The 15,886-nt window shown below is 40.4% G+C and carries 15 protein-coding genes; 12 read left to right on the top strand and 3 right to left on the bottom strand.

Translation table 11 applies throughout. The features are described from left to right. The first annotated feature begins 256 nt into the window (after window positions 1-256). On the top strand, window positions 257-613 hold the full coding sequence (locus tag B2X72_RS21575; protein ID WP_198386057.1) for an SHOCT domain-containing protein: 357 nt from the start codon (window positions 257-259) through the stop codon (window positions 611-613). Between the two features lie 31 nt (window positions 614-644). On the opposite strand, the gene B2X72_RS21570 is transcribed toward B2X72_RS21575, so the two are convergent. Further along, window positions 645-1,136: a response regulator gene (locus B2X72_RS21570; RefSeq protein ID WP_157698403.1), complete on the bottom strand. Its 492-nt coding sequence runs from the start codon at window positions 1,134-1,136 to the stop codon at window positions 645-647. Between the two features lie 537 nt (window positions 1,137-1,673). Here B2X72_RS21570 and ccoN point away from each other — a divergent pair. The 8 genes from ccoN (at window position 1,674) to B2X72_RS21530 (ending at window position 11,841) form a co-directional block, all read left to right on the top strand. After that, window positions 1,674-3,812, top strand: a complete 2,139-nt coding sequence (ccoN, locus tag B2X72_RS21565) for a cytochrome-c oxidase, cbb3-type subunit I (protein ID WP_286851456.1) — start codon at window positions 1,674-1,676, stop codon at window positions 3,810-3,812. A gap of 4 nt (window positions 3,813-3,816) precedes the next feature. Then, the gene (locus B2X72_RS21560; protein WP_046671935.1) at window positions 3,817-4,014 is read left to right on the top strand and encodes a hypothetical protein; all 198 of its coding nucleotides are present in this window, start codon (window positions 3,817-3,819) and stop codon (window positions 4,012-4,014) included. Window positions 4,015-4,017: 3 nt separating this feature from the next. Continuing rightward, window positions 4,018-4,932 (top strand): cbb3-type cytochrome c oxidase N-terminal domain-containing protein, encoded by a 915-nt coding sequence (locus tag B2X72_RS21555; protein WP_112374199.1) that lies wholly within the window; start codon window positions 4,018-4,020, stop codon window positions 4,930-4,932. 15 nt (window positions 4,933-4,947) lie between these two features. Further along, on the top strand, window positions 4,948-6,336 hold the full coding sequence (ccoG, locus tag B2X72_RS21550) for a cytochrome c oxidase accessory protein CcoG (protein WP_286851454.1): 1,389 nt from the start codon (window positions 4,948-4,950) through the stop codon (window positions 6,334-6,336). Window positions 6,337-6,347: 11 nt separating this feature from the next. Then, a complete protein-coding gene (locus B2X72_RS21545; protein ID WP_286851452.1) occupies window positions 6,348-6,770 on the top strand; it encodes a FixH family protein in 423 nt (140 codons plus the stop codon). 9 nt (window positions 6,771-6,779) lie between these two features. Next, window positions 6,780-7,469 (top strand): sulfite exporter TauE/SafE family protein, encoded by a 690-nt coding sequence (locus B2X72_RS21540; RefSeq protein ID WP_286851450.1) that lies wholly within the window; start codon window positions 6,780-6,782, stop codon window positions 7,467-7,469. Window positions 7,470-7,526: 57 nt separating this feature from the next. After that, window positions 7,527-8,990: a cardiolipin synthase gene (cls, locus tag B2X72_RS21535; protein ID WP_286851449.1), complete on the top strand. Its 1,464-nt coding sequence runs from the start codon at window positions 7,527-7,529 to the stop codon at window positions 8,988-8,990. A gap of 127 nt (window positions 8,991-9,117) precedes the next feature. Beyond that, window positions 9,118-11,841, top strand: coding sequence for a carboxypeptidase regulatory-like domain-containing protein (locus B2X72_RS21530; RefSeq protein WP_286851448.1), 2,724 nt, complete (start codon window positions 9,118-9,120; stop codon window positions 11,839-11,841). Window positions 11,842-12,093: 252 nt separating this feature from the next. On the opposite strand, the gene B2X72_RS21525 is transcribed toward B2X72_RS21530, so the two are convergent. Further along, the gene (locus B2X72_RS21525; protein ID WP_046671893.1) at window positions 12,094-12,675 is read right to left on the bottom strand and encodes a thymidine kinase; all 582 of its coding nucleotides are present in this window, start codon (window positions 12,673-12,675) and stop codon (window positions 12,094-12,096) included. Between the two features lie 214 nt (window positions 12,676-12,889). On the opposite strand from B2X72_RS21525, the gene B2X72_RS21520 reads away from it, so the two are divergent. After that, a complete protein-coding gene (locus tag B2X72_RS21520; RefSeq protein WP_286851447.1) occupies window positions 12,890-13,975 on the top strand; it encodes a hypothetical protein in 1,086 nt (361 codons plus the stop codon). A 70-nt stretch (window positions 13,976-14,045) separates the two neighbouring features. Here B2X72_RS21520 and B2X72_RS21515 read toward each other — a convergent pair whose 3' ends face one another. Continuing rightward, a complete protein-coding gene (locus tag B2X72_RS21515; protein WP_112374193.1) occupies window positions 14,046-14,672 on the bottom strand; it encodes a hypothetical protein in 627 nt (208 codons plus the stop codon). A 186-nt stretch (window positions 14,673-14,858) separates the two neighbouring features. Between B2X72_RS21515 and B2X72_RS21510 the strand changes: the two genes are divergently transcribed. Next, on the top strand, window positions 14,859-15,173 hold the full coding sequence (locus B2X72_RS21510) for a YbaB/EbfC family nucleoid-associated protein (protein WP_046671896.1): 315 nt from the start codon (window positions 14,859-14,861) through the stop codon (window positions 15,171-15,173). A gap of 10 nt (window positions 15,174-15,183) precedes the next feature. Further along, window positions 15,184-15,867: a metal-dependent hydrolase gene (locus B2X72_RS21505; RefSeq protein ID WP_046671897.1), complete on the top strand. Its 684-nt coding sequence runs from the start codon at window positions 15,184-15,186 to the stop codon at window positions 15,865-15,867. Window positions 15,868-15,886: the final 19 nt, after the last annotated feature.

Raw genomic sequence — 15,886 nt, 5'->3', positions numbered from 1 at the left:
GGAAACAGTCAAGGGCTTCTTGCGTTTAGTGACTTGCTATATCCTCATTCCTTAAAGAAAGTCATATCTCTATGTCCTGTTTCTAGCGCTTTATCTGGATCCATCTCAGATGGTGAATGCTGATATTCATAGCGAGTATGTGCTGCGTATGATCTTAAATTAAATAGTTTGTGTCAACCAGATGAAGTGATGTGGTAATTATTTATTATTTTTAAGGAAATTATTTTGTAACATTTAAACTTAGAAAATGGGATTAATGATATTATTTTGGGTTGGGGGATCTGCTTTAATTGGCTTAATTGGAAAGAATAGAGAAATAGGCTTTTGGCCAATTTTTGCAATTTCACTGGTAGTAAGCCCAATTATAGGCTTTTTTGTAGCTCTTTTCTCGAAAAAGAAATATTCCATGCAACGTGTTATCGAATATCAAGAAGCACAATTTCGACAAAATTATATAAACCAATCCAACAACCGTACAAATCAAATTGATAAAAGTAATGCAGTATCAAATATTGCCGATGAATTGACCAAATTTAAACAGTTACTGGATAATGGAGCCATTACACAAGAAGAATTTGATTATTATAAATCAAAATTGCTTCGCAACTCCTAGATAATTGTCAATTGCCTGCTCTATACTTCTGTTAGATAAACTGTAGTAATGCTTTTAAATTAAATGGTTTAACCATAATCCCATCAAAACGATGTAGCTGCCCTTCCGGAGCTCGCATTGTCACTTGGGATTCGTCTGAGGTCAGTGCAATAACCTTGCTATTCCATCCCTGTAGGCTATTGTTGTCTTTGATTGTGTTGAGGATATCCCAGCCTGTAGGGCCTTGCATCCTGAGATCGGTGATAATAATAACCGTTCTATTTTCCTTTGGATAGGCTATTGCTGCAGATGAATCCTGATAGATTTTCACATCTTCGAAATGTTGCAATGCTTGTTTTACGAATAGATTATTGATTGGATTGTCATCAATAAAGACAAAGCGTAGCTCTTTTGAGAGCTTGTCCAAGCTCGTAATTTGTTTCTTATTTTTCTTTTCTTCGGTGAACGGAACGACTAATGTAAACGTTGATCCCTTGCCTTGCTGACTGCTAACGCTTAAGGTTCCATTTAGTTGTTCAGCCATAAGCTTGGAGGTGCCTTTTTTTACACGGAAGCCCTTGCTGGAAACAGTCAAGGGCTTCTTGCGTTTAAATAGTTCCCCGGTTTACTGCATATCCTCCGCCTATTGGTTATCGCAGTACATGGCCGTCGGAGAGCCCCTTTTCCTAGTGGCGTAGATAGTCCTGACTAGTCCTATACGAAAAACTTACAGACCGATTCCCAAGAAATCTAATGCGAACTAGATACTAATCATTCAAAGGATATGGATCATGCGCTGCTATGACATGATGTGGATTCCGTCATTGATATCTCGCTAAGAAGATCATAAAACATCAGGAAATGTGACTACGGTCACTTTTGATGTCAGATCTAATTGTAAAAAGTATCTTTCAAGATCTCTATTTTCCCTAAGTCATTTACAACCAATGGTCGAAATTGCTAACTAAGCCTTGTAATCGGGTAATAAAAAAGTGACGTACATCACTTTTGTACGCATTGTCCATCATTAGATTGTCGTAAATTGCTGCTTATTTTTGAATCAGAATCAACAATTTAAGTAATGCAGTTAGAGCAATTTAATTACGACAACAAGATTGTCAGGAATTTCGGAATCGCTACCATTATTTGGGGGATAGTTGGTATGACCATAGGATTGCTTGTGGCAACGCAGCTTGTTTGGCCCCAGATGAACTTTGGATTGCAATTTACAACATTTGGCCGTGTACGTCCTGTGCATACCAATGCGGTGATTTTTGCTTTCGTAGGTAATGGTATTTTTATGGGAGTTTATTACTCCTTACAGCGGGTGCTTAAAGCAAGAATGTTCAGTGATGCTTTGAGTAAGCTCCATTTTTGGGGTTGGCAATTAATTATTGTTGCCTCGGCTATTACACTCCCACTCGGTCTTACTTCAAGCCATGAGTATGCCGAAATGGAATGGCCTATTGATATCGCAATTACCCTCATTTGGGTCGTATTCGGAATCAATATGTTCGGTACTATTATCAAACGGCGCGAACGTCACATGTATGTCGCTGTTTGGTTCTATATTGCCACATTTGTTACAGTAGCCGTATTGCATATTGTTAACTCCATCCAATTACCTGTAGCTGGCTGGAAAAGCTATTATGTCTACAAAGGCGTACAGGATGCGCTGGTACAATGGTGGTATGGTCACAATGCAGTTGCTTTTTTCTTGACAACTCCTTATTTGGGAATGATGTATTATTTCCTTCCTAAGATGGCCAACCGTCCAGTTTACTCTTACAAGTTAAGTATTCTTCACTTTTGGTCTTTAATTTTTATTTATATCTGGGCAGGTCCTCACCATTTGCTCTATACGGCGCTACCGGGTTGGGTACAGTCTTTAGGGGTTGTATTCTCCATCATGTTGATTGCTCCAAGCTGGGGCGGTATGATCAATGGTTTGTTGACCTTACGTGGTGCTTGGGATAAGGTACGGACAGAGCCTATGTTAAAATTCATGGTCGTGGCCCTTACTTGTTATGGTATGGCGACTTTCGAAGGCCCTATGCTATCCTTGAAACAGGTGAATGCGATTGCTCACTTTACCGACTGGATCGTAGCGCACGTACACGTAGGTGCTTTGGGATGGAATGGGTTTATGACATTTGGTATTCTGTACTGGTTGATACCACGTATATATAAGACAGAATTATATTCTAAAAAATTGGCATCAACACACTTTTGGATAGGTACCTTGGGTATTTTGTTCTATGCGATCCCGATGTATTGGGCAGCCGTAGTACAAGGCTTGATGTGGAAAGAATTTACACCAGAAGGGGTCTTGAAATATCCAAACTTCCTGGCGACAACGTTAGAAATTTTGCCGATGCACATGATGCGCGCAATAGGTGGTGCACTTTATCTGTCGGGGGTCTTCCTAATGACCTTTAACTTGATCAAAACCATGAAACAAGGGAAGCTCTTGGCCAATGAGCCAGCAGAAGCTCCTGCATTATTGCCGGTTCAAGTAAATGAACAGTCTCAACACCGTCGTCTTGAACGTAAGCCAATTTTATTTATGGTACTGGCTCTTATCGCCATCCTCATCGGGGGTATGGTGGAGATGGTGCCGACTTTTACAATTTCTAAAAATGTTCCAACAATTGCGAGTGTAAAACCTTATACAGCATTGGAACTGCAGGGAAGGGATCTCTACGTGAGAGAAGGTTGTGTAAACTGTCACACGCAAACTATTCGTCCATTTAGATCCGAAACCGCCCGTTATGGGGAGTATAGCAAGGCGGGTGAGTTTGTTTACGATACACCGTTTTTATGGGGTTCGAAACGGACAGGACCTGATCTGCATCGCATCGGTGGAAAATATCCTAATAAATGGCACTTTGATCACCTGTTGGATCCAACGATTACCTCGCCTGGAAGTATCATGCCAACATATCCTTGGTTGATCGATCAGAAGCTGGATAATGCTATTCTGCAAGATAAAATGAAGGCGTTACGGAAATTGGGAATCCCTTATACCGATGCGGAAATTGAACATGCTGAACAGGATCTCACCAAACAGGCACAAAAAATTGCTGATGATCTAAAACAAAATCAAGTGAATGTGTTAGCTGACCGTGAGATTGTAGCTGTAATTGCATACTTACAGCGATTAGGAACAGATATAAAAGCAGCTCCAAAAGTAGCTGATAATGTTAACGCAAATCAATAAAGCTATGTTTAAGCAAATAACAAATCTAAACGGCAGTGAGCTTTATCTAATTGCATCACTTTGGATCTTCTTGGTGTTCTTCATTTCAGTAGCAATAATGTTGTTTCGAATGAAAAAAGACTATGTTACTTATATGAAGGAATTGCCTTTGGAAGAAGATGAAACAGAAAAGGAACTGAATCATTCACCTGAAAGTCTATAATATATGAGTTTATTATTGGATACTGCACCAGCTACCGCAGAAGTTGTTCAATCTACGATAGGATTCGGTACAGATAATTTATACACAGATATCTTAATTGTTGTATTGATCGTTGTGATGCTGGCTCTTCTCGCTTCGGCATTGATGGTCAATCGCGCGATGAAATCCATCATTAAGATTACCATGCCTGAATTGGCCCAGGAGGAAAAGCTCAAAAAGGTGGCGAATAAGGGCTGGATGAAAAGGTCGTGGAACAAGATCATGGGGATCAGACCGATTTCAGAAGAAAAGGATATTGTCATAGACCATGAGTATGATGGTATCCGCGAATTGGACAATCCGATTCCGATCTGGTTCAATTTCCTTTTTTATGGAACGATTTTTTTCGGCCTTGTTTACTTATTTGTTTATCAGGTGTCGGGTATCGGAATGAACCAGGACCAGGAATATGAACATGAGATGGTCATTGCCGAGAAAGAGCGTCAGGCTTATCTTACTGCTTCTGCGAGTAATGTAGACGAAAGTAGCGTGGAGTTTCAGCCGGAAATGGCAGCTGATGGAAAAGCGATCTTTGCAGCAAACTGTGTCGCTTGTCACGGAGGTAGTGGTGAGGGAGGTATCGGACCCAACTTGACCGATAAGTTTTGGCTACATGGTGGTGAGATTAAAGACATCTTCAAAACCATTAAGTATGGTGTTCCTGATAAAGGAATGGTGCCATGGGAACAAACGTTAAGTCCCGCTCAAATCGCACAGGTTGCCAGTTATATTGTCACCTTAAGGGATACAAACCCTGCTAACCCTAAAGCTCCGCAAGGTGATGAGGTATCCTATGGCGGTGGTCAGGCGGCAAACGGAGAGAAAGCAGCGGATGATGCCAAAACAGGTCCAGCTGAAGCAGATAAAAAAGCAGAGTAGTAAATTGAAATAGCAATGAGTACAGCAGTCGTGAATAATGCCAATAACGGTGAATCTAAGTCAAAAAAAAGACAATGGATTTATGCCAAAAAACCGCAGGGAGAGCTTTACAAAAAAAGACAGTGGGTTGGGTATTCACTACTGCTGTTCTTGTTTATCGTTCCTTTTATCAAAATAAATGGTGAACCGTTTCTCATGTTCAACATTATTGAGCGAAAGTTTTCCATCTTAGGAAATCTTTTCTATCCACAAGATCTCTACATATTCGTATTCGGTATGTTAATCGTGATGGTATGTGTGGTTTTGTTTACTGTTGTCTTTGGACGGGTATGGTGTGGATGGACTTGCCCCCAAACCATTTTTTTGGAATTAATATTTAGACGAATTGAATATTGGATCGAAGGTGATTGGCAGCAACAAAAGAAATTGGATGCGGGACCAAATACGGATCAAAAACAATTTAAAAAATTCTTGAAACATGGTATATTTTTAATCATATCATTTTTCATTTCAAATATCTTTTTGTCTTATATCATCGGTGTTGATGCGCTGATGAAGATTATCACTGATCCATTGGACCAACATATCGGTGGACTGATATCAATAATCATATTTACATTGGTTTTCTATGGCGTGTTTGCTTACGTCAGGGAGATTGTCTGTATTGCAATTTGCCCTTACGGCAGATTGCAGGGTGTACTCCTGGATGACCAAAGTATCACTGTCGCCTATGATCATAGACGCGGGGAGCCAAGAGGAAAACAGCAAAAGGATGCAGTGACGACGCAAGGGGATTGTGTGGACTGCAAGCTCTGTGTACATGTATGCCCCACAGGAATTGATATTCGAAATGGCCTTCAATTGGAATGTGTGAGCTGTACGGCCTGTATAGATGCCTGTGATGCTGTGATGGACAAAATCGGAAAGCCGAAAAAGTTAATTGGTTTTTATCCAATGGGTGAGATTGAAGGAACACTGAAGAAAAAAAGCAATACGAGAGCAATAGCTTATTCGGTCGTGCTGGTTGCTTTAATGTCGGTTTTTGGTTTTCTGTTGTTCAATCGTTCTCAGGTGGACGGTAGACTGCTCCGCGCAAAGGGAAGTACCTACCAGCTTCGTGATGATAAGACAATAAGCAACCTGTATTCTTTGGAATTGATTAATAAGTCTGGTAAAGAAATGCCTTTTAAATTGGTCTGTGATGACCCCCGCTTAAAGATTCAACTGGTCAATCCTATTCAAAAATTGAGTAAAGATGGGCATGCGACACTGAGCTTTTTTCTAATTATCGCAAATAAGGATGTTGAGACCTATAAAAGTAATGTAAAATTAGCTATCTATTCGGGCGATAAGAAAGTGGAAAGTTTAAAAACTACTTTTATAGCGCCTCCGGGTATGAATTAAAATGAAAAACAATGAATTGGGGTACAAAAATTTTTTTAACCTTGGCGGTATTTATGTTGTGTATAGTCGGAGCAGGAATATATATGGTGAGTCACGATTCGGATAGTCTGGAAGAAGACGATTATTACGAGCAGGGACTGAATTATGATCAAGCTTACGATAAAAAGCAGAATGTATTGATGATGAAGGAATCACCGACAATTGAAATCAGGCAAGATACCTTGTATATTCATTTTGTCTCCAAAGATAATAAGGGAAAATTGCTGTTTCGAAAACCTTCGGATAATCGATTGGATAAAGAATTGCCCTTTCAGACAACCAGTAATTTATATACACTGCCCATTTCCACGTTCGATAAAGGCATGTGGAATTTATATATCGACTGGAAGAGTGTAGGTAAGGATTTTTTGTTTGAAGAGCATATTTTATTTTAGTTTACGGAAATGAGTTATACCTACTTTGCATTTTTCATGGGATTGTTTGGAAGCATACACTGTGCGGTCATGTGTGGTCCATTAATTTTCGCCATTGAAGGAAGGCAAGGCTTTGGTTGGAACGTTTTCTTAAATAAAATACTGTATCAATCCGGTAGGGTACTGACTTATGGTTGTTTGGGACTTTTACTGGGTACGATCGGAACATTTGCGCAGATCCAGGGCTGGCAGCGTAGTCTAAGCTGGGCTACAGGTGTCATCCTGATTGGAATTGCTTTATTTCAGCTTATTGGTAAACATAATCGAAAAATTGCCAGCTGGCAGACGAAGGCTGTTCAGCCAATCGTACGGTTATTGTCGAAATGGCTCTATAAACCGGGCGGTAGCTTTGTTGCCGGTGTACTGAATGGATTGTTGCCCTGTGGTATGGTCTACATGGCGCTTATGTCGTCCATAAATGCGGATAGCCCACAGCAGAGTTTCTTTTTTATGTTGTTTTTTGGCTTAGGTACTATCCCGCTCTTGTTTGTGTTTTCTTTTTTGGGAAATTTCTCCCGATCTTTCAAAATTGGATTTTCGAAATGGATTCCTTTTCTCTATTTCTTATTGGGGATATGGTTTATACTCCGGGGTGCCAATTTAGATATTCCCTATTTAAGTCCGTTCATTCATGTAGATGGTGCAATAAACTGTGTTTAACGACAAACAATATGTCGATGCTAAGTATTATATTTGGTAAAACCCTTAGCACACAATATGGAGGTACTTCATCATATTTTACAGATTGCATTAACCTATTATTGGATTCCCTTACTCATCCTTTATATTGGTGTAATCGGGACGATTTTGATCGAAAACCGTAATCCTTCTAAGACCATCGCCTGGATTATGGTCATTGTTTTCTTACCTGTCGTCGGTTTGCTCAGTTATTATTTCTTTGGTCAGAAGTTTAAGAAGGTCAAAAGGATGAAGCGTGTGTATCGCGAGCAGTCCAAAAAGCTACTGGATGCCTGGCGTAAGGAATCCGAAATTATGGAGGAACATATCTATACGTTAAATGAGCGGATCGGTAGTTTGGCTATGGTATACCGCTACCTTAAAAATCAGAAGATCTCTACTTTTTCCCTCAACAACGATGTCACCCTGTTTATCAATGGGGAAGAAAAGTTTCCAGTACTTATAGATCGCCTTAAAGCTGCGCAGCATTCCATTCACATGGAATATTATATCTGGGAAATGGATGATGTAGGGCAGGAAATCTTACATATTCTAGAAGAAAAAGCAAAGGCTGGCGTGACTGTTCGCCTGATATTGGATAGTTTTGGTGCTCCGGATGTGATTAAATATTTACGGCGGCATAAACCCGATTTTGTGTTTCAAGCTTTCCTTCCGGTGACCTTTAGTTCCTTGGCGAATAGCAACTACCGAAATCACCGCAAGATAGCGGTGATCGATGGGAAAATAGGTTTTGTCGGCGGAATCAATATTTCAGATCGATATATCAATAACGGAAAAAATGAGATTTACTGGCGGGATACGGCGATGATGGTTGTCGGCGCAGCAGTAAATACCTTGCAAATCCAGTTTTGGAACAGCTGGAACCAGACAGATGCAGAACCGTTTGAATTGGGCCGCGGTTATTTAAACCGATTTCCACTTACCGATGAAGATGAGAGTGGAGTAGGATTTACAGCCAGTGATCCTGGATCGCCAGCACCTTTCAATATGGAAGCAATTATTGCCGGTATCAACGAAGCAAAAGAATATGTACAGTTGTGTACACCTTATTTTATTCCCAGCGATCAATTGACGACTGCTTTAATGCTCGCGGTATCTTCCGGTGTCCGTGTGGACTTGATGTTGCCGGCCCAGTCTGATTCGTTTTTTGTACAGCATGCCTCCTTCTCATTTATAAAACCACTACTGGAAAGAGGAGTTAATGTATACCTCTATACAAAGGGATTTCTGCATGCCAAAACCATCTGCATTGATGGGAAGCTGGCCTATATCGGTACGACAAACTTGGATATCAGAAGTTTTTACATCAACTTTGAAATCTCGGGAATTGTATCGGATAAAGCGCTTTGCGACCGTCTTAATGCACAATTTTTGGCTGATATCGAAGTTTCAGACCTGATTACAATTCGAAAGTGGATGCAGCGAAGCCGCTGGAAAAGAGGAGTAGATTCTATCTGTAGGCTTTTGGCTCCATTGCTCTAATTACTTTTAGCGCGTCGGAAATCGTCCCATGAATAGGTATAATAAATGTTAAAAATACCCCAATGCGGTTGGTCTTTGCTCAAAATTGAATATATTTAGCTATTCATTTTTTATTCTAAGACTTTCAATGAAGCACATAAAACTATTGACTTTATCGATAGGACTGTTAGGAATAGGGACCACTTATGCCCAGACTACACCTACATTGCCTATTAATACAATCGTAGAACGAGTTCAGAAATATTTTCAGGTTTACCCAGTTGAAAAGGTACATTTACATTTCGACAAGCCTTATTATGCTGTAGGGGATACTCTCTGGTTTTCAACCTATTTATCCCGCAATTTGGCCGAATATGAGCCGAGTAAAATAGCTTACGTGGAAGTGCTGAACAGTCGCGATTCCCTGATTCAGACACTAAAAATTCCATTGGATAAAGGGGTAGGAAATGGGCAGATTGTACTTGATCCTCAATTTATGTCTCAGGACAATTATCGCTTTAGGGCCTACACAAAATGGATGGCCAACTTTGATAATGCTTACTTTTTTAACAAAGTGGTGCCAATCGGGGATGTAATCAATAAGAAATTGATTACGAACATTGAATTTCAAAATAACATTGGTGGTAATAAAACCCAAGCTGTCATACAGTTCCGCGATCGTACGGGAAAACCGATGATCAATTCAAAAATCAATTGGGAGTTTGTGTCGGGATGGGAAACCTTCGACAAGGGCAAAGCTGAGACCGATGGGCTGGGGAAAGTAACCATAAACCTGTCTGCAAAAGAAAAGGCAAATCTGGAGAAAGGACAACTGAAGATTAGCATTCAGGAAAATAAAAATGAAAAACCTTTGTCCAGTTCCTTCTTGCTCAAAAATGCCTTGTGGGATGCAGATGTGCAATTCTTTCCTGAAGGGGGTGATATTATCGCTGGATTGGCCAAAAAAGTTGCATTTAAAGCCATTGGATCCGATGGTAAGGGGCTAAAGGTAAAAGGTAGTATTTTGGATTCAAAGGGCAAGTCGGTAGCGGAGTTTGCAGACTTTGGAACTGGAATGGGCTATTTTTCTCTTCTGCCGCTCGCAGGAGATAATTATCAAGCTGTTGTGAAGTTTGAGAATGGACAGGAGCGCAAATACAAATTGCCGGCTGTTGTCAGTGACAAGGCAAATGTTGTTTTTGTAAAACAGGATGCCACGAATGCGGAGTTTGCCGTGGTAACTAGCGAGGAGAATTTTTCAAAGAACCCGGGGCAATCTTATTATGTTTTGGTTCAGTCGAATGGCCATCTCTGTTTTGGCGCACAGGTGAATTTAAAATCTTCGTCTGCATTAGTCAATATTCCGAAAGAGCGTTTGCCAAATGGTATTGTTCAGGTAACCTTATTGAGTCCGGACGGAAAACCTATCAGCGAACGCTTGGCATTTGTTCAAAGTGAAAAGCTTTTAAATATTCAAGTTACCAGCGATAAGCAAAGCTATAAGGCTAAAGACTTGGTCAATCTTAAACTTGCTGTGGACAACAATGGGCAGAAGTTCCCCGGAAGCTATTCAGTCGCTGTAATAGACGAATCCAAAGTTCCTTATAATGATCAGGCAGATCTCTCTATTGTGAGCAACTTTCTGTTGACTTCGGACCTCAAAGGAAATGTAGAAAACCCAAATTCATATTTCGATGAAAAGAATCCCAATCGGGATAAAGCGCTGGATGCACTATTAATGACACAGGGATACCGTCGATTTGACTACCCGACACTTATATCGGAGAAGTTGCCACAGATCAGTTTTCTTCCCGAGCAAGGAATTGAATTATCCGGTATACTTCGGATGAATACTGGACGCCCTTATCCAAATGGAGGGTTACTTTTATCGGTTCCTTCGCGTAATATTAAGAAAGACGTTTATACGGATCAGAATGGACGATTCACCTTTAAGGATCTTGTGTTCCCGGACTCGTCTAAAGTAACGGTTAATGCCCGCTCTAACGACAATTACCGGAGCCTGGTTATTAATATGGATCAGAGCTTTTACCCGGAGATCGATAAGAATAATGGCTATAAAAGTTATTTTGTGCCGAATATAGACCAGGCTTTTGCTCCTTATTTGGCGAATAGCCGAAAAGAGTATCGAAAATCGATCCTTCTGGATGAGGTCGAAGTGACAGGCGTAGTGAAGAAAGCAATCACCAATAAAGATTTTCCATCTATTTCGGGCTTATCCATGCCGGAACACCGTATTGAACCCGAGCGTTTGACCGGTTGTAACGTGTTGACCATGTGTCTTCAAACGGTATTAACTGGCATTACTTATGATCCGCAGACATTGAAATATTATGTTTCCCGCGATTATAATGCGGGGGGACGCACGCCTGTTCAGTTCTTTCTGAACGGTATGGCTATTGATGAGCCTGGATTGAACAGCATCAATGTCGCGGATATCGAAGGAATCGAAATCTTCTTACGTGATGAATTGGGAACAGTCTCCAGAATGTATCAAAATAATGGTGTTGTGTCCATTTATACGAAAAAAGTGGAAGCGAAGAAACCGCGAATGTCATTGAGTGAAATTGAGAGCATGTTGCCAAAATCAAATGTGATCGATATGTATCCTCTAGGTTATATTAAAGAACGCAAATTCTATATTCCAAAATACGATACGCCGGAAAGAAAGGCTGTAAACGATTTGAGAACGACCATTTACTGGAATCCGAAAGTCTCAATCACAGAGACGGGGGAAGCTGCCATTCAATTTTATAATGCCGATGGAAATGGAAATTACAAGGTCATCGTCGAGGGAATGGATCAAACAGGTAACATTGGCCGTAAGGTTATAAATTACGGTGTTCAGCCTTAAGCCTTGCCTATAGGAGTTCATGAAAAAAGAACGCTGTGCTCAGTAACCTGGGGACAGCGTTCTTTTTTAACAAAAAAACACCCCCTTGATGGGCAAGGAGGTGCTAACTAACCAATTATAAACCTAAATTATGAAAAGTATTTTGTCGCTATTAAAAGCGTTAATCTTCTTATTTATAAAGTATATTTCAAATCCTATGCCAAATAGCGTTTATGGTCCTTTTGGCAGATTTTAGTTAACTTTTTGGATCATTTACTTATTCAAGCCGAAATAACAAGGTCTACACCGTGGTTCATAAGCTTCTTTTTCACCCAAAAGCACGGTTTCCGTATCCTTGGTCAGGCGGTAGGAATAATTCGCTGGAGCGCCACATTGCATGCAAACCGCATGCACCTTCGTGACGTGTTCGGCTACTGCCATTAAATTGGGAATTGGACCAAATGGTTGCCCTTGAAAATCCATATCGAGACCGGCAACGATCACCCGGATACCACTATTTGCCAATTTGACACATACCTCTGTCAAACCGTCATCAAAAAATTGTGCTTCATCGATTCCGACAACTTGGGTCGATGAACTTAAGAGTAGGATCGCTGAAGAATGATCAACGGGTGTTGATGGGATGCTATTGCTATCGTGAGAAACGACCAACTTTTCATCATATCGCTTGTCAACCGCTGGTTTAAAGATTTCGACATTCAAACGTGCATATTGTGCTCGTTTTAGCCTGCGAATCAGTTCTTCAGTCTTGCCCGAGAACATCGATCCACAGACAATTTCAATGCTACCATATTGTGCGGGGCGCAAAGCCAAATTATGTTCGGAAAAAAGCATTTGATTAATTTAATTTTGTCGGAAGGTCCGCAAATAAGGTGATTTTTGTAAAATGACCTCCCATTATATTCTGTTTTTGACACCGCTAATATCAGAATTAAATATTAAATTTGGGTAGCAAAAATTGGGCGTAAATCCAAATATTTCTAAATCAAAGGATTGGGTTTTCCACTTTTTGATCGGTTGCAGGTATAAGTGTATAAATAATTAATTGGTGATTTCAAATAGAATTATGGGTACTAAAGAGGAAATTTTTAATACGATAGGCGATTTATTACAGGATTTAAATGGGCAGTATCTGACCTTGTCGGAACAGGGCAGCTTGTCCGAAATTAACGAATTAGTAACACTGGAAGCGAAGGCACAGGCTGTGGCTGCCTACATAACTTTACTTAAGACCAAGGCCGTTCTTCAGGGAACTCAATCACAGCATACGTTAAGTACTGCTGCCTTAGACAGTAAGAAGATTGCTTTCAACGACTATTTTACACCGCCTTCCACCCTTAGAACTTCAGCGCAGCAAGTTGTTGCTGAACCGACTGAAAGCGAGATTCAAGAAGCTCAACCAGTTGAAGATTTCAACCGTGGAAATGAAGAAGCCATTGTAGCAAATGAAGAAACCAGTGTGGGGGAAAACGAAGTCCCATTTATTTCTGAACGTGAACCTGTAAAATTGGAAGAGCCAGAAACCTCATTTGTTTCTGAAAGTGAACCGATACAATCGGGAGAGCCTAGCCCTGCAATTGCTGAACCTGTCGCGCCGCCAGTTGTTGCAACGCCACCGGTTTTTGAGGCTGCTCCAGTGGAGGAATTAGCTTATCAGGCAGAAAAGGAAGTTACAGCGCAAGTTGAAGAACCTACTGTCTTCGTTACAGAAGTCATCGAAGAACCAAAAGAAGTCGTAATTGAGCAGCCGCAAGAAGTGTTTATTCAGGAAGAAATCAATACGGTCATTGAAGAAGCTCCCGCGAGACCATTGACCTTAAATGAAATTATCTCTCAACAGAAGCAAGCTGGCGTGCAGAACCGTGTTTATCAGGTAAATCAATCTGGACATAGCGATAAACTCACAGATATTAAAGCAGGAATAAGCTTAAATGATAAGCTCTTATTTATTAAGGATTTGTTTAATGGGTATAGTTTAGCGTATAGTGAGGCTGTCGAATTATTGAATAGATTTACAAGCTATGCGGAAGCGGATGCATTTTTGCAGACAAATTATGCGATTAAAAATAAATGGGCAGATAAACCGCATACCGTTGAAAAATTATACAACGTCCTACGCAGAAGATACAACTAAAATTCTAAAGTATAAAAAAACAGCTCCCGTTCTACTGGAGCTGTTTTTTTATACCTATATTTTTGTTTTTTTAGCTTAGTTGAAATTGTAGCCAATCGTTTCCTTCATGACCATACACAAAATACTTTGGCTGAAGAATTTCGGCTAAGGATTCAAGTTCGCTCAAATAATTATATCCGGGAATCTGTGCAAATTGTTTATTGGTCATGATGAAGACCTGATCGAGCTCGATAGCTTTGGATGATGCGATAGCTGCCGAATTCAACAATTGTGGAATTTGGATAAATGTCTGTTCTCCCTGACCGATGACAATGATTTTATCGGCTTCATTTTCTGTTGTAACTGGAATACCACCGGCTATTTTTATGGCTTCCTGCAGATAGGCAGAACGGTTTATTTCAAGCGGCTGTATTTGGTCCAGTACCAATACCTTGGGCCTGTCAGTAGCCGAAATAAACTTAAGCTTATGGATGAGAATACTTGTTTCGTCTTCAATTTTTTCAACCAGTTCAACTGTTTTATCAATGGCATCGAGATCAGTCCCGATACGTTTGATATAGGAGATCATATCGTCAATGTCGACAAGTTGAGGGCGATCTGAAATTAATGTGTCGTAGGTTTCAGCTGGAATAGCTGCCGGATTTAGGTCCAACTGGTCCAAAATATGGGCGACTAGTTTTTCTTGATTGCTTTGCATGTTGCAAAAATACAAAACCTTCCTGACTTCGCAGACACCAAGAGCAATGAAAGCGAACTGAAGGTTCTTTCTGGCCAATAAGATCAGACAACCTTCAGAAAAAAAGGGAAGCATTGGCGAAAGTAAATTAGCAATAGTAGGTATGCGCAGATTTTTGTAAATTGGCCTGAAATAAATGATATAAATATGTTTGACAAATTATTTCAAGCCCAGCAAAAGGCGGAGGAAATCAAGAAAAGATTGGATTCAATTTCTGTGTCTGGTGAAGTGGAAGGTGGTTTAATCCGTGTGGTAGCGACAGCAAACAAAGAGATAAAAGAGGTTACCATCGATCCTGTATTTTTATCAAACGCAGATAAGGAAGAATTGGAGGAGTTGCTTGTGGTTGCTCTGAATAAGGCAATTGCGCAAGCTGAGAATATCAGCCAGGCTGAAATGCAGGCAGCAAGTAAAGATATGTTGGGTGGACTAGGAGGACTAGGCGGATTATTTAATCAATAGCGATATTATCATGAAAGCAACTTATTACGGACAGTCTTGTGTAGAGTTTGATTTTGACGGAACGAAGGTTCTTTTAGATCCATTTGTTACTTATAATCCACTTGCAAAAGAAATCGATGTAAATACAATTAAACCGGATTATATCTTTTTAAGTCATGGACATCAGGACCATGTGGCCGATATGGCGACAATTCAAAAAAACAGCGATGCCACTGTTTTAGCGATTGTTGAAACTGCAGGCTGGGTGAGAAGACAGGGCGTACCTGACGATAAGGTGATCGAATTCAACTTGGGCGGAACAGTTCAACTGCCTTTTGGTTCGGTCAAGATGGTGTATGCTGCACATACCAATAGTACACCTGATGGTCAATACGGCGGGTTTCCTGTGGGATTTGTCTTCCATGTAAAAGGCAAAAAAATTTATTTTGCCGGCGATACCGCACTGACTATGGAAATGAAATTGCTGGCAGACATGAACCTGGATTGGGCATTTTTACCTATAGGTGGGCACTATACAATGGATGTGGATGATGCAATTAAAGCGGCTGAGTTTGTGAATTGTGCTCGGGTAGTTGGTATCCATTACGATTCATTTCCGCCAATAACGATCGATAAACAACAAGCTTTGGATAAATTCCAAAATGAGGATATTTCATTGTCATTGCCGAAAATCGGTGCAACATTTGAACTATAAACACTAAAACAAAGCCGAG

The organism is Sphingobacterium sp. UBA7253 (genome assembly GCF_002472745.1).
Classification (GTDB): domain Bacteria; phylum Bacteroidota; class Bacteroidia; order Sphingobacteriales; family Sphingobacteriaceae; genus Sphingobacterium; species Sphingobacterium siyangense.
Note: the sequence above shows the minus strand (reverse complement) of the source record. Positions and strands in the feature narration are given on the sequence as shown.

Excerpts from the sequence above, each read along its gene's own strand:
- B2X72_RS21575 (WP_198386057.1), top strand. The coding sequence starts at position 257 with ATGATATTATTTTGGGTTGGGGGATCTGCTTTAATTGGCTTAATTGGA.
- B2X72_RS21570 (WP_157698403.1), bottom strand. The coding sequence starts at position 1,136 with ATGGCTGAACAACTAAATGGAACCTTAAGCGTTAGCAGTCAGCAAGGC.
- ccoN (WP_286851456.1), top strand. The coding sequence starts at position 1,674 with ATGCAGTTAGAGCAATTTAATTACGACAACAAGATTGTCAGGAATTTC.
- B2X72_RS21560 (WP_046671935.1), top strand. The coding sequence starts at position 3,817 with ATGTTTAAGCAAATAACAAATCTAAACGGCAGTGAGCTTTATCTAATT.
- B2X72_RS21555 (WP_112374199.1), top strand. The coding sequence starts at position 4,018 with ATGAGTTTATTATTGGATACTGCACCAGCTACCGCAGAAGTTGTTCAA.
- ccoG (WP_286851454.1), top strand. The coding sequence starts at position 4,948 with ATGAGTACAGCAGTCGTGAATAATGCCAATAACGGTGAATCTAAGTCA.
- B2X72_RS21545 (WP_286851452.1), top strand. The coding sequence starts at position 6,348 with ATGAATTGGGGTACAAAAATTTTTTTAACCTTGGCGGTATTTATGTTG.
- B2X72_RS21540 (WP_286851450.1), top strand. The coding sequence starts at position 6,780 with ATGAGTTATACCTACTTTGCATTTTTCATGGGATTGTTTGGAAGCATA.
- cls (WP_286851449.1), top strand. The coding sequence starts at position 7,527 with ATGGAGGTACTTCATCATATTTTACAGATTGCATTAACCTATTATTGG.
- B2X72_RS21530 (WP_286851448.1), top strand. The coding sequence starts at position 9,118 with ATGAAGCACATAAAACTATTGACTTTATCGATAGGACTGTTAGGAATA.
- B2X72_RS21525 (WP_046671893.1), bottom strand. The coding sequence starts at position 12,675 with ATGCTTTTTTCCGAACATAATTTGGCTTTGCGCCCCGCACAATATGGT.
- B2X72_RS21515 (WP_112374193.1), bottom strand. The coding sequence starts at position 14,672 with ATGCAAAGCAATCAAGAAAAACTAGTCGCCCATATTTTGGACCAGTTG.
- B2X72_RS21510 (WP_046671896.1), top strand. The coding sequence starts at position 14,859 with ATGTTTGACAAATTATTTCAAGCCCAGCAAAAGGCGGAGGAAATCAAG.
- B2X72_RS21505 (WP_046671897.1), top strand. The coding sequence starts at position 15,184 with ATGAAAGCAACTTATTACGGACAGTCTTGTGTAGAGTTTGATTTTGAC.